This window comes from Exiguobacterium sp. E17S (assembly GCF_057772545.1).
Window position 1 is genome coordinate 523954 of record NZ_JBYLRU010000001.1, and the last position, 13545, is coordinate 537498.

Annotated in this window: 16 protein-coding genes; 12 read left to right on the forward strand and 4 right to left on the reverse strand. The window is 46.6% G+C overall.

The genetic code is table 11. The features are described from left to right. The first annotated feature begins 19 nt into the window (after window positions 1-19). The 7 genes from AC3B4V_RS02695 to AC3B4V_RS02725 all read left to right on the forward strand — a co-directional run bounded on the left by AC3B4V_RS02695 (window position 20) and on the right by AC3B4V_RS02725 (window position 7254). Complete coding sequence (locus AC3B4V_RS02695; protein ID WP_064300135.1) at window positions 20-442, forward strand: MarR family winged helix-turn-helix transcriptional regulator; 423 nt, start codon at window positions 20-22, stop codon at window positions 440-442. A gap of 68 nt (window positions 443-510) precedes the next feature. Beyond that, entirely contained in the window at window positions 511-1521 is a 1011-nt protein-coding gene (locus AC3B4V_RS02700; RefSeq protein ID WP_149427106.1) for an ABC-2 transporter permease, read from the forward strand. Between the two features lie 182 nt (window positions 1522-1703). Continuing rightward, entirely contained in the window at window positions 1704-2018 is a 315-nt protein-coding gene (locus AC3B4V_RS02705) for an ArsR/SmtB family transcription factor (protein ID WP_029341347.1), read from the forward strand. Between the two features lie 132 nt (window positions 2019-2150). Next, window positions 2151-3455, forward strand: coding sequence for an arsenic transporter (locus AC3B4V_RS02710; protein ID WP_050677027.1), 1305 nt, complete (start codon window positions 2151-2153; stop codon window positions 3453-3455). Between the two features lie 20 nt (window positions 3456-3475). After that, complete coding sequence (locus tag AC3B4V_RS02715) at window positions 3476-5134, forward strand: FAD-dependent oxidoreductase (protein ID WP_488377667.1); 1659 nt, start codon at window positions 3476-3478, stop codon at window positions 5132-5134. Between the two features lie 349 nt (window positions 5135-5483). Continuing rightward, a complete protein-coding gene (locus AC3B4V_RS02720) occupies window positions 5484-6617 on the forward strand; it encodes a hypothetical protein (RefSeq protein ID WP_488377668.1) in 1134 nt (377 codons plus the stop codon). Next, window positions 6610-7254, forward strand: a complete 645-nt coding sequence (locus AC3B4V_RS02725) for a hypothetical protein (protein WP_488377669.1) — start codon at window positions 6610-6612, stop codon at window positions 7252-7254. Before AC3B4V_RS02720 ends, AC3B4V_RS02725 begins: the two co-directional genes overlap by 8 nt. A gap of 55 nt (window positions 7255-7309) precedes the next feature. Here AC3B4V_RS02725 and AC3B4V_RS02730 read toward each other — a convergent pair whose 3' ends face one another. Then, window positions 7310-7948, reverse strand: coding sequence for an SDR family oxidoreductase (locus AC3B4V_RS02730; RefSeq protein ID WP_488377670.1), 639 nt, complete (start codon window positions 7946-7948; stop codon window positions 7310-7312). Between the two features lie 264 nt (window positions 7949-8212). Between AC3B4V_RS02730 and AC3B4V_RS02735 the strand changes: the two genes are divergently transcribed. The 5 genes from AC3B4V_RS02735 to AC3B4V_RS02755 all read left to right on the forward strand — a co-directional run bounded on the left by AC3B4V_RS02735 (window position 8213) and on the right by AC3B4V_RS02755 (window position 12016). Continuing rightward, window positions 8213-9043, forward strand: a complete 831-nt coding sequence (locus AC3B4V_RS02735; protein ID WP_350468596.1) for a transporter substrate-binding domain-containing protein — start codon at window positions 8213-8215, stop codon at window positions 9041-9043. Beyond that, window positions 9036-9833, forward strand: coding sequence for a transporter substrate-binding domain-containing protein (locus AC3B4V_RS02740; RefSeq protein ID WP_058705140.1), 798 nt, complete (start codon window positions 9036-9038; stop codon window positions 9831-9833). The genes AC3B4V_RS02735 and AC3B4V_RS02740 overlap by 8 nt, the downstream gene beginning before the upstream one ends. Window positions 9834-9935: 102 nt before the next feature. Then, window positions 9936-10217: a hypothetical protein gene (locus tag AC3B4V_RS02745; protein WP_488377671.1), complete on the forward strand. Its 282-nt coding sequence runs from the start codon at window positions 9936-9938 to the stop codon at window positions 10215-10217. A 79-nt stretch (window positions 10218-10296) separates the two neighbouring features. Beyond that, on the forward strand, window positions 10297-11247 hold the full coding sequence (locus AC3B4V_RS02750; protein ID WP_488377672.1) for an ATP-binding cassette domain-containing protein: 951 nt from the start codon (window positions 10297-10299) through the stop codon (window positions 11245-11247). A 1-nt stretch (window position 11248) separates the two neighbouring features. Beyond that, on the forward strand, window positions 11249-12016 hold the full coding sequence (locus tag AC3B4V_RS02755; RefSeq protein ID WP_488377673.1) for an ABC transporter permease: 768 nt from the start codon (window positions 11249-11251) through the stop codon (window positions 12014-12016). Between the two features lie 56 nt (window positions 12017-12072). On the opposite strand, the gene AC3B4V_RS02760 is transcribed toward AC3B4V_RS02755, so the two are convergent. From AC3B4V_RS02760 to amaP, 3 genes are read right to left on the reverse strand one after another with little or no spacing between them, the layout of a single operon-like run. Continuing rightward, the gene (locus tag AC3B4V_RS02760) at window positions 12073-12510 is read right to left on the reverse strand and encodes an Asp23/Gls24 family envelope stress response protein (RefSeq protein WP_050677037.1); all 438 of its coding nucleotides are present in this window, start codon (window positions 12508-12510) and stop codon (window positions 12073-12075) included. A gap of 52 nt (window positions 12511-12562) precedes the next feature. Continuing rightward, window positions 12563-12769 (reverse strand): DUF2273 domain-containing protein, encoded by a 207-nt coding sequence (locus AC3B4V_RS02765; protein WP_488377674.1) that lies wholly within the window; start codon window positions 12767-12769, stop codon window positions 12563-12565. 20 nt (window positions 12770-12789) lie between these two features. After that, on the reverse strand, window positions 12790-13332 hold the full coding sequence (gene amaP / locus AC3B4V_RS02770; protein WP_488377675.1) for an alkaline shock response membrane anchor protein AmaP: 543 nt from the start codon (window positions 13330-13332) through the stop codon (window positions 12790-12792). Window positions 13333-13545 lie beyond the last annotated feature (213 nt).

Consider the following 13545-nt stretch of genomic DNA (forward strand, 5'->3'; position numbering starts at 1 on the left):
ACTATATGGAGATGATGGGATGAAAGAATCGGAATGGTCGCTTGGAATGCAATTATCCCGTAGTTATTATGCGTTCAAACGTGCTGCTGCTAAACGGATGGAAGCGTTCGGTCTGACACCAGAGCAGTTTTCTGTCCTGAGCGAACTCGCTAAACAAGATGGTGTTTCGCAAAAGCAGCTGGCATTCGTGACAGAACGTGATCAAACGACGATCGGTAAGATTCTGGATAAGCTCGGTAAAAAAGAACTAATCGTTCGGACGCCGGACCCCCGGGACCGACGAGCGGTTCTGCTCTTGATGACACGAGAAGGACGCGACATCGTCGATCGCCTCGGGCCAGAGCTCGATCAGCTACAACTCGAAGCGTTCCGTGGACTATCACGAGAGCAAATCGAGCAATTAAAAGATACACTTGAGACCATTCACCGGAATGTGACGTGAATGGTTTTCCTTCGGATATATAGTTGCACGTGATATTATAAGTAATGCATGTAAAAGGAGATTGTAATATGAAAGCATGGAAAGATGTCTGGTCAATGACACAAACGAAAGTGGGGCTCGTCTTCGCAATCGTCGTCCCGCTCTTGTTCCTCGTCGTTTGGATGACCGGTTACGAAGGAACGACGGAACGGCTCGATCAATTGAACGTCGGTGTCGTTGGCGAAGTGAATGACCCGTTCGTCAAATCACTAAAGGAAGCACCGTTCACGGTCCAAGCACTTTCGACCGAAGTGAAAGGATTGGAAGCACTCGATGCCAATGAAGTCGATCTCGTTCTACAAAAGGATGATGCAACGCGTCAACTGACGGCACACGTCAGCCAGACGAATGCCGAATTCGCGAATGCGATTCTCGAGCGGGCAACGGAAACGATCGGCAAACAGTTGAATGGTGAGCCAACGTTTACGACATCGATCGTCACGGAGCATGCCGTCTCGGATTTTGCCTTGTCGATGCTGCCACTCGTCCTCGGGTTCGTCATCTATATCGCGACGATGACGATGGGGATTCAATTCAATCTTGTCAGTACGATCTTAAGTAAGCGTCATTCGATCTGGTCGCTATTTTGGAGTCGCCAACTGTTGCACGGGATCGTTCTTCTGGTCGTTCCATTACTGCTCGTTTCCATGGCTCATGTATTAACGGACATCACGACACCATTCATCAAACTGTGGGCGTTCGAGCTCCTTGTCGTCGCGACCTGTATCGCCGTCACGCAGATGAACTTTGCGATATTTGGACCGATTGCACCTCTCGTCAATGTCGCATTGATTCCGTTCCAGTTGATGACTGCCGGAAACATCGTGCCGGCGAAGATGCTGGCACCGTTTTATCAATCCCTCGGAACGTTCTTACCTGTTCCGAATGCCGTGGCTGGATTCAGTCGATTGTTATTCATGAATGGATCCATCGGTACGCAAGTGTTGCATTTATCCCTGCTTTGTTTCGGTAGTTTTATCATAACGTGCTTAGTGCTGAGTTGGAGGGAGCAACGACAAGCACAACGTGTTGTTGCATGAAGAATATAAGAAGAATCGTCATCGAATGGGATGGCGATTTTTTTATTTGAGATAGATTTATGAAAAAATCATTGCATAACAAAAATGTTATATAATAATATGGTTATGTGAAAAGCGAAAAAGATAAATTCGCTCCTGTATCAGGCATGGATTATACGTTTAAGAGAAAGGAGGACTCTCCAGTGATCGAGACAGCAAAACGGGTAGAAGAGATGAGTCAGTTCTTAAAGCTACTGAGCGATGGAACACGTCTTGAAATTTTGCGAAGACTACACGTTCGGGAACATTGTGTCTGTGATTTCGTCGAAATGTTTGATATTTCGCAACCTGCAGTCAGTCGTCATCTAAAATTATTGCGTCAGTCCCATCTCATCTTGGAACGACGTGAACGACAATGGATTTATTTTCGAATCAATCCAGATCACCCGCAACACAAGTTGTTATTGACGATTTTAGAAGAAATGGACACTCCGGACATCCCGGACAGAAGTTGCTAAGGACACACACCGTGGATGAAATGGATTAGCACGAGCAAGGCATTGGAATCGAGACGATATTCCATTCTTGATGACACGTTCAAGATTGGCGAATCGTTAACAGAACCACTCGAAATTTAATACAGAAATGAAGTGAACGCATTGACCGGTACACATTTACTAGCGATCGGAATTTTTCTGATCACCTTATTCTTAATCATTAAACAACCGAAAGGACTCGGCATCGGTTACTCCGCAATGGGAATGGCGCTCGTTGCGCTATTGACGGGAGTCGTCAACCTCGATGATGTTTCGACTGTCTGGGGCATCATCTGGAATGCCACCTTTACGTTCATCGCCCTGATCATCATCTCATTGATTCTTGATGAGATCGGATTCTTCGAATGGGCGGCACTCCACATGGCGCGAATCGCACGAGGTGGTGGTGTCAAACTATTCGTATACATGACATTGCTCGGTGCTGTCGTTGCGGCTTTATTCGCGAACGATGGGGCAGCCTTGATCCTGACACCGATTGTCCTCGCGATGGTTCGTCACTTGAAACTTCCGGATTATGTCGTGTTAGCCTACGTATTCGCTTCCGGATTCATTGCCGATACGGCCAGTTTACCGTTCGTCGTCTCGAACCTCGTCAACATCGTCTCAGCAGACTTCTTTAACATCGGGTTTACGGAGTATGCGTCACGAATGGTATTCGTCAATCTCTTTTCCGTCATCGGTAGTCTGATCGTCTTGTATCTCTATTTCCGAAAAAGTATTCCGAAGAATTATGATGTCGCGCAACTCGTCGCACCCGCGACAGCGATCAAGGATCAACGGATGTTCAAGTTATCTTGGTTCGTACTCATCTTGCTTGTCGTCGGATACTTTACGAGTGACGTCATCGGCATTCCAGTCAGTCTTGTCGCTGGAATCATCGCCTTGTTCTTCTTATTGATGGCACGTCGTTCACCGAGCGTACCGACGAAAAAGGTCATCGGTGGTGCACCGTGGGCGATCGTCTTCTTCTCACTTGGAATGTACATCGTCGTCTACGGACTTCAAAATGCAGGATTGACACAAGTTCTCGCTGACATCATTGATGGCTTTGCGACGAATTTAGCAGCCGCGACATTTGGTATGGGCTTCTTGGCTGCCATCTTGTCGTCCATCATGAATAACATGCCGACCGTCATGATCGATGCCCTTGCGATCGATTTGAGCCAGGCGACTGGAACGATTCGAGAAGCGCTCATCTATGCGAACGTCATCGGATCCGATTTGGGACCGAAGATCACGCCGATTGGTAGTTTAGCGACATTACTTTGGTTACACGTGCTTCGGACGAAAGGCGTGAAGATTGGTTGGGGTCAATACTTTAAAATCGGAACGATTCTGACGATCCCGACACTTGCCATCACATTGCTTGGCTTGTATATCAGCTTGATACTTTATTGATTTTTAAGGAGGAACTAGAGATGAAATTGATGATTATTGGTTCAGTTGCTGCGGGAACATCAGTAGGAGCAAAAGCACGTCGTAACAGTGAAGAGTTGCAAATTACGATTTATGATCGGGATCAGGACATCTCGTATTCAGGTTGTGGGATTCCCTACTTCGTCGGTGGGGAGATCGCTGACATCGACGAATTGACACCGCGCGATGCCGCTTTCTTTAAAAAAAGATATAACATCGATATTCATACACAACACGAAGTCGAATCGATTGATCATGCGACAAAAACGGCGACGATCGTCAATCTCCTGACAGGGGATCGTTTCACGGACACGTATGATACGTTAGTGCTGGCAACCGGTGCTTCAAGTATCATTCCACCACTTCCAGGCGTTGAACATGAGAATGTCTTTACGGTTCGAAATGTCCGCAATGCCGACGCGATCCGGTCCTACATTGATGCTCACGATCCGAAGACAGCAACGATTGTCGGCGGAGGATTCATCGGACTCGAGATGGCAGAGCAATTGACGTATCGGGGCATTCAAGTCACGCTCGTCGAACGCTTGCCGCAAGTCATGCCGCCACTTGATCGCGATATGGCAGAACGCGTAGCGGATCACTTGAAAGATAAAGGGGTATCCCTCTTGCTTGGCGAATCCGTGACAGCGTTCAACGGAGAAGAACGTATTTCTGAGGTCGCGCTTGAGAGTGGAAAAACGATCGAGACGGATCTCGTCATTTTATCTGTTGGCGTCAAGCCGAACACGGGTCTTGCGAAGCAGATCGGCGTAGAGCTTGGTAAAACAGGAGCGATTGCAGTCAACCGTCACATGCAGACGAATGTAGCCGATGTCTACGCAGTCGGCGATGTCGCAGAGAGTTTCTCCGTCATCACGGGTGAAGCACTTTATCGTCCGCTTGGTTCAACAGCGAACAAGATGGGACGGATTGCCGGCATGGTCATTACGGGTGAGGAAGCGGAGCACCGTGGTATCTTGGGGACAGGTATCTTCAAGGCGTTCGATTTGACTGTCGCTCAGACGGGTTTGACGGAAAAAGAAGCGCGTGAGTCAGGGTATGACATCGAAGTCTTGCATAACATCAAACCAGATCGTCCGGAATACATGGGTGGGAAAGAGATGACGATCAAAGCGATTGCCGATCGGGCAACAGGGCGAGTTCTCGGAGCCCAGATCGTAGGTCCGCAAGGTGTCGACAAACGGATTGATGTCCTAGCGACAGCGATCACCTTTAAAGCGAAGGCAGAGGATTTATTCCATCTCGACTTAGCTTACGCTCCACCGTTCGCGACGACGAAGGATCCCGTTCTCTATACGGGAATGGCACTCGATAATGCCATCAAAAAAACAGCGCGTTTGATGACACCGAACGAATTAATTGACCAAGTCGCGAATGGGAAGTCGTTCCAAATCATCGATACACGCTCGAAAGCACAATTTGAAAAAAATCATGTTGATGGAGCGATCCATATTCCGCTTGGTGAACTGCGGACACGCGCAAAGGAATTGGATCCGACGTTACCGACGATCGTCTACTGCAACAAAGGCGTGACGGGGAATGCTGCGCAAAATGTCTTGAAAAACCTTGGATTTACGGATGTATGCAACTTATCAGGTGGGAACAAGAACTATCAACATATTAAAAAATGCTTTTCATAAAATCGAACAATATAGCGTGATGATCCTATTCATTTAGGGATTATCACGTTTTTTTGTTGGCAAATCGCGTAAAACAGAAAAGCTTAATACATCATTAAAAGTTACAGTAGATTGTTCAAAATATTTGGTATTAAAAAAGAAGTGAAGTTTAGAAAGTTGGTCAATTCGTCTAACAGTGTTGTAAGAAAGACGTAATACATCAATCAAACAGTGTATAACTAGATAGAAGTAATTGTTTAAATCAACAAGTTAAGGAGTCATGAATCGAATGGATAAGTCTATCCGTAAAAAGCGGATCTTTTTTAGTCTAGTGTTTTTTGTCAGTGGAAGTATCCTTTTAGCGACCTGGATGAAAGTGCAACAGGATCGCGCAAACGCAACTGTCCTACCACGTTCTTCGATTACAGCCATCGATTTTAGCCCTCAACAAAATACCTTGATGTTGGTCTATCCAGGACAGGGACAATGGAAAACGAATGATCCTGAACTTGCTTACAGTTCGATTGTCACGATCAACATGAAAGGACAGGTAGTAAACGAACGACAGGTCTATGATCCTGCAATCACGAACATGACGCTTGTGCAAAAAACGAGTACGCCGAATGTGTTGTATGCCTCTGGCGCAGGATATCCGAATCACTTTCATACATTCGATTTTACGAAACGACGGTTTGTTCAACATCATGTGACGTATTTCAAGCACGATCCCATGATGGAATCGATCAAACACTTTGGGACAGATACATGGTTCAAGACGTTGAATTCATATAAAACCGGTACGCAGCGCTCGTCTCAAGGAACAGGCTTTTCACATACCTTTTCTAATTTTGATACAAAAGAAAACTATGAGACGCCTGCGCGATTCGAACCAGGAAACTCGATGATGATTGAATTGAAGCAGCATTTAGCGTATGCCAGTATTGGTAGCGAAGATGAACAAGAAGAAAAAGCAGCGATGATTTTTTTGGATAAGCGGACTGAAAAACCAGTCATATATCGTAAAAGAGATGAGCCATATGCATACTCAGCACTTTATGGAAAGGATGATACGGCATACTTCGCTAGTACGGATGGCTGGATGATTCGGATTAATGAGGCAGGGGAACAAACCGAGCGATATTATCCGTTTCTTCAGAATACGAATTTTGATAGTACCGATCCGATTCGAATGATTGATGCAACACAAGGGATTCAAGTCGTTCAACAATTTCCTCGTGATAATCAAAATCGGGATCGCCACATCCTAGTCAAATGGACGTTCGGTCAATCGTTCTCGGTCCAGGAAATTAAACCGAAATTTTGGCAAGCAGACAAATGGTACAAGTACTTATATATTCATCTCAAGACGAAAAAATCATACTTCATCGAATTTGACCCTGAAAACCCGGATAAAGGGAAACTGCTCATAACGAATCAAAAGTATGAGTTGCTTCACGAGATTCCGGTGGAAGGACCGATTGGAATCGACTTTGTGATTGAGTGAGACAAGGGGTGAAGATGTTTTGAACCGTATCGAGCGATTTGAATTTGAGTTTGAAGAAAAAGCGGGAGACCGACTTCCGTTGTTCACGTATCTAGAACAACAGCAATCAGAATGGTCTTCTTTACAAGATGACGAAGCGCGTGAGGGGAATTTTCACGTAAGTATGTGGATCAGTGGAGAGAAGATTTCCTGGTCATATGACGTGCGAGAACGGGATGAAGCAACACAAGCATATCGGTTTGGCATTTTCATGCAACGCTGGAAAAACATCTGGGAATGGGATCAGCAACGTCACTTGCTTAGTGGAAAAGCATTTGGAATTCATCAAACACTAGCTGACTCCGTCAGGGCATCTGCCAAGTCTGAAGCGCATTTGGAATGGGCATTGAACGAGCTTGCTGGCTACGATGCGGAAGGACTACTCTTTTATTTTGGTCCCGGACCGTGGGACGACTTTCAGAACGCGGATGATGAGCTGGATATGTTTCTCGAGTTCGATGAGATCAACTCAAAAGAGAAGATGCGTACGGAAGGGCTGTATTTTGATCACGGTACCCAACACTGGATAGACATTCCGGCGTCGTTACCCGTGATTGGTGAGACGATGCTCGTGATGTACCGCCAACTATACGAATGATTAATTTTGATCAAAAATAACTCACGTCTCGGAAATGGAGACGTGAGTTTTTGTATTAGAATAACTCGTTGATTGGTATGTCACCTTCGAGTAATGTGACGACTTGCTTCGACGCCTTGTCGTGACCGATTGCAGCTAGAATGACGCGTGCGACATCCTCACGCGGAATTTTTTTAGTTGCTTGCTCGGACGGATCCGTCGTGACGTTTCCTGTTCCGGCTTCATCCGACAATCCGCCTGGGCGAAGAATCGTGTAGTTGAGTGACGACTCCTTCAGGACACGATCCGCGTAGCGTTTTGCAATGTAATACGGCTTCATGCTGTCGGACCATGTTTCCGGCGAATCGGCATTCAAGGCACTGACCATGATGAACTGTTTTGCATGGATTGCTTCCGCTGCTTCGATCGATTTGACGGCACCGTCGAAGTCGATCAGCATCGTCTTGTCCGCACCCGTGTGACCGCCGGATCCTGCCGTAAAGATGACGACATCTGATCCTTGTAATGCATCGGTGATCGTCGCGACGTCCGCTTCAAGATCGAGATGGACCGGGGTATGACCTAATTTCTCAAAATCACTGAACTGGTCCTTGGAACGTAATCCTACTTTGACATCGTGCTCCGAATCCTGCAGTAAGCGAGCAGCGTGACGACCTACTTTACCATTTGCACCAATGATGAAAATCTGACTCATGTTCCATTCCTCCATTTCACGATTTGATGATTCTGTTTCAGTATGGAAAAGACGAGGGGATTCTGTAAAGAGAGACGACTTGTAGAACTGTAACCGTCATCAAAACATCTTTTTAACGCTTTTATGCATAAAATCGTCAAATTATCTTGAAATCACGTGTAAGTGTGGTAGGATAATGACTATTACCCACACCGAAAATCATTTAGGTTAAATTGTAGCAATATTCGGTGAATGGGCAACAACGAAATAGAAAGGAGAGATACGATGAGAAAGAAACCATGGCTACTGGCAGGACTTGTTTTGACAGGCGTTGCCGCTTGGATGATTTGGAATCAACAGACGGATGCCAAAGCACATGACATCTTCGAAGACCACAAGCTGGTCGTCGGGACGACGGGGGATTATAAGCCCTTTACATACTGGAACGAGGAACGGAATCGTTATCAAGGCTTTGATATCGATGTCATCCAAGCGTTTGCCAAAGCAGCAAATCTTGACGTGACGTTCGTCAAGACGACATGGCCGACATTATCGGAGGATACGAAATCAGGAAAGTTTGATATCGCTGTCGGTGGCATCACGAAGAAAGTCGAGCGCGAGGTCGTCGGAGACTTTACATCGTCGTATTTCTCCTTTCAAAAAGCACCGCTCGTAAAGAAGAAAGATGTCGAACGCTTGAATTCGCTCGCTGCAATCAATGATCCAGCAGTCAAAATCGGTGTCAATCCGGGTGGAACGAACGAAGCGTTCGTAAAGAAGCATTTTCCGAAGGCAGATGTGACCGTCTTTGAGAACAACTTGGACATTCCAAAAGCCGTAAAAAGCGGACAAGTCGATGTCATGGTGACGGACGACATCGAGGCGTTGCATTACGCGACAGAACTCGATCTTGCGGTGCCGAAACTGACAGAGGCGTGGGAACCAGCCGAGATGGCATATTTGATGAAACCAAATCAAAAACAGCTTGGAGATGTTTTCCGGGTCTGGATTGAAAGTGCAGAGGGGCAAGAACAGGTTGAACAACTAAAGAAAAAATGGAACATCGTCTCGACGCGTGAGACGGTCGGAGCGAAAGGAGCGGGAGCACATGAGTAAATGGGGATGGATCGTCGTCGGAGGTGGCGTCCTGTTTGCGAGCTTACTGACGCTATGGCAATCGGAACAACCACGACGTGTACAAGCGAAGAATGTCTTTGCGACGAAAAAAATCGTCGTCGGAACGACTGGGGATTACAAACCATTCACGTACTTGAACCGGAAGACGAACGAGTACGAAGGATTCGATATCGAAGTGATCCGTTCTTTCGCGAAGACGACCGGTATCGATGTCGAATTCGTCCCGACGACATGGCCGACGCTATCTGCTGATCTTGCTAGCGGGAAATTCGATATGGTCGTCGGGGGCGTGACGAAGAACATCGAGCGCGAGATCATCGGCGACTTCACATCGAGCTATCTGTCGTTCCAAAAGACACCGCTCGTCCGTAAAGAAGATGCTAAACGTCTTGCTTCGATCGAACAAATCAATCGTCCAGACGTGACGATTGGTCTAAATCCAGGAGGAACGAATGAACAATTCGTCCGTAAGACGTTCACGAAGGCGAACATCGTCATGTATGAACAAAACCTCGATATCCCGCACGCGGTTGCCTCAGGTGAAGTCGATGTCATGATCACCGATACGGTCGAGGCGATTCATTATGAAGCGCTCGACAAGCGACTCGCAGCACCAAGAATTCAAGAAAAATGGATTCCGGCGGAGAAGAGTTACCTCGTTCGAGAGTCGGAAGGGGACGTTGTTGATGTCTTCAATCTGTGGATGCAATCGCACGAAGGTCAAGAAGAGATGGAGCAATTAAAAGAAAAATGGCAAGTAGCGTCTTAAGTAGATTGTGTCTCCTGACAGCAGGAGGCACGATTTTTTCGTAACAGGAATCTAATGGGAAAGGGCGAACTAGTATGTAGAAGCAAATTAGGAGGAATTAATATGTTGAAAAACGTGTCAGCGAGGCAATGGCTCATCATGACCGTTCTTTTTGCCGGCATCACTTACGCATGGATTGTCATCGGAGAGTCATGGATTAATCCTACGTTGTTACTCGGAGGGGCGCTTATATTTACAAATGGTGCAGTGCTTTCGTTTAGTCTTGCGTTAGCCCGAACCGTTCGATTAAAAGGAGTCGGATTAACGGTGATGCTGGTGTCGATCGTCACAACGCTCGTGGTATCTGCCAGCGTCTTGTATGGTGTGTATCAGATTGTTGCGTAATAGCTATAGAGTGAATCAAGGCACCGAATCAGGTGTCTTTTTTTGATTCGAGAACAGAAAAAACGGGAAAATCTTGGACATGACTTGGAATTCAGGGAAAGAAGGAATGAAGATGATTCATGTCGAGAACTTGACGAAGACGTACGATGGGAAGGATGTCGTCAAAGGCATTTCGTTCGACGTTCAGGCAGGGGAGATTTTTGCCTTTCTTGGACCGAACGGGGCTGGGAAATCGACGACCGTCCAGATGCTGACGACGTTGATTCCGATTTCCGGAGGTCGGGCGACGATTCAGGAATTTGATGTCGTCAAACAGGAAAAACAGGTCCGATTGCAAATTGGGGTCGCCTTGCAAGATACCGGCATCGATGAAGATTTGACCGGGCTTGAATTACTCGTCTTACAGGGAAAATTATTTGGATTAAGTCAGACGGAAGCAAAAACACGGGCAGAGGAATTGTTGCAGCTCGTCGGACTCGATCAAGACGGCAAGCGCAGATCGGGTACTTACTCCGGCGGGATGAAACGACGGCTTGATCTGGCGTTGACGCTCGTCCATCAACCGACTGTTTTGTTCCTTGACGAACCAACGACAGGACTCGACCCCGCGAGCCGTGTACAAATATGGAACGAGGTCCGACGATTAAACGAAGAGTTCGGAACAACGATTTTTTTGACGACACAGTACTTGGAAGAAGCCGATCAGCTAGCCGACCGAATCGCGATCATCAATGAGGGACAATTGATTGCCGAAGGAACGGCAGCTGAGCTGAAGGCAGCAAACGGAGAAGAACGGATTGAATTGACACTTGCGGAAAAAGAGAACGAACGAATCGTCTTAGAGACGTTTGCCGGTCGTCAGGAAAAGGATCGCCTCGTCATTCCTTCGCGGGGAACGGAGACACTGCGCGCGGTCGTCCGTTTTCTCGACGAACGGAAGATGGTTGCGACGTCACTGGTCGTCAAACAACCGTCGCTTGATGATGTCTTCATTCGTTTAACGGGACAAGCTTATAAGGAGGAATCGTGACATGATACGGGAAACGTGGTTTTTGATGCGTCGGAGTCTACTCGTCACGTTACGTAATCCGTTTTCCTTCATTCCGAATTTGATCATCAGTGTCTTCTTCCTGCTCGTCTACACGAGTGGTTTGTCTGGAATCTCGAATTTACCGCAGTTCGACGGCGTCGATTATTTGAACTTCATTTTGCCTGTTTCGATCGTCTCGGGTGCTGTTGGTGGAGCCGGGGGAGCCGGTCAAGCACTCGTCAAGGATATCGAGAGTGGTTACTTCGCACGACTCTTATTGACACCCGTCTCGCGAACCGCGATCGTTCTCGGACCGATGCTTGCCGGGATGCTGCAATTATTCGTTCAAACATTACTCATCTTCGGAATGGCATTCTTGCTTGGTCTATCGATTCCAGTCGGTGTCAGCGGCTTTTTCTTGACGATTTTACTCGCGCTCGGATTTGGACTCGCCTTTGCCGGTTACTCGGTCGGTGTCGCTTTGAAGACACGGAATGCGCAAGCCGCTCAAGCCGGAACGCTCTTATTCTTTCCGCTGATTTTCCTGTCGACGACGTTTGTGCCGAAAGACTTGATTGAAGCCGAATGGCTCAAGATTGCTGCGACGATCAATCCGACGACCTATATCATGGAAGGGATGCGCAGTGTGTTAACCCGTTCGGAGATTGATTGGTCGGTTTATTGGCAAGGTTTGATCGTCGCTGCTGTTCTCAGCATTGCGATGGTGATCTTTGCTGCGTTGAACGCACGCGGAGCGTTGAAAAAGTAAAAAAATGGACCCGTTTTTAAGTGGGTCCATTTCATGTGGCTATCTAGTTGATTGTCTTATTTCAAATCGCGTTTTTCTTCCTCTTCTTTCGACGATTTGCTTTTTGCGTCGAACTCAGAACGTGTCATGACATCTTCGACATGCATATTGATTTCGATGACATCGAGTCCTGTCATATCATGGACTGATTTTTTAATTTTCGTTACAGCGTCTTGGAAGATGGACGGGATGTTTTTGCCGTACTCGACGATGACTTTTAAGTCGAGTGCGACTTGTCGTTCGCCGACTTCCGCGTCGATGCCTTTTGTGATATCTTCCGTGCTCCGGAAACGATCTGTCAATCCACTCATGAAGCCACCACTCATTGAGAGGATGCCTTTGACATCATTTGATGCGATACCGGCGATTTTCTTAATGACTTGATCTTCGAATGTGAGTTTATTTTCGCGTACTACTTCGTTTTCGTTTTGTTTAGTGTTGATTTCGTTAGCCATGAGAAATCTCTCCTTTTAGTGTAAGTTAAGTGATTTTTTATTTTCTGTATGCTCAATCCCGTTGAAAGAACTGAATCCATCCTTCGACATCGAGCGCGTTATCCCGCCACTGACCGATCAAGTAACCGATTGTTGCGAATACGATGATCAACAACGTCGGTCCAAAACCAATCGTCAAGAACAAGGTGGCGAGGATTAGTCCGACTAGCCCGCCGAGTAGACGGTAGCGATACGGACGAAGTGCTTCGCTCGTTCTCATGATCTTCCTCCTCTCGTGTCTTAGACGACGCGTTCAGACGTTTTTGTCTTCGTATCACTGATCCGGACGCGTGTTTTTGTGACAGGTAATTCGAGCAATGATTCGACCGCGTTCTTGGCGCGTTCTTGAATGTCTTTTCCGATTGTCGGCAAGCCTTCTTGACCGAAGACGGAACAGTCGACTTCAAGCGCGACGGTTTCTTTTTTCGAGTGAATGTCTGCGTTGACGCGTGGCGAACGTACGCCGTTGATACCGCGAATCGACTCGAGTGCCGCTCGTTCGATCGTTTGCTTAGAGATCGTGATATTCCCGTCACCCGTTTGAATCAGGAGACGTTGTCCTTTTGAACGACTGAGTAGTCCAGTGAATAATAGAATGACAAATACGAATGCTAGGAAGCCACCAAGTGATAAAATCGTGTAGCTATACCATTGTTGATCTTGCCACTGTTCAATCAAAGGACTGAGTCGTGGAACATCATAGACGCCAAGTACAAGAAGACCGACGCTGACTAAACCGAGAATGCCGATCAGAACGAGTAGGAAACGATTGAATCCGTTCATATTACATCTCTCCTTTCTGCCGTTAAATTGTTTTAACGTGATTGTTCTACACATGAAATATTATGTGTATGGTGAGAATATTCCCGCTCAAACGAACTCGAAACATGAAAATGCACTTCAAATAAAAAGACTATTTATTCTGAAAATTTATCTATTTATTAGAAAAATAGTAGATGAAATACGGCTTTACGCATTGAAATCAAGAATGTTACG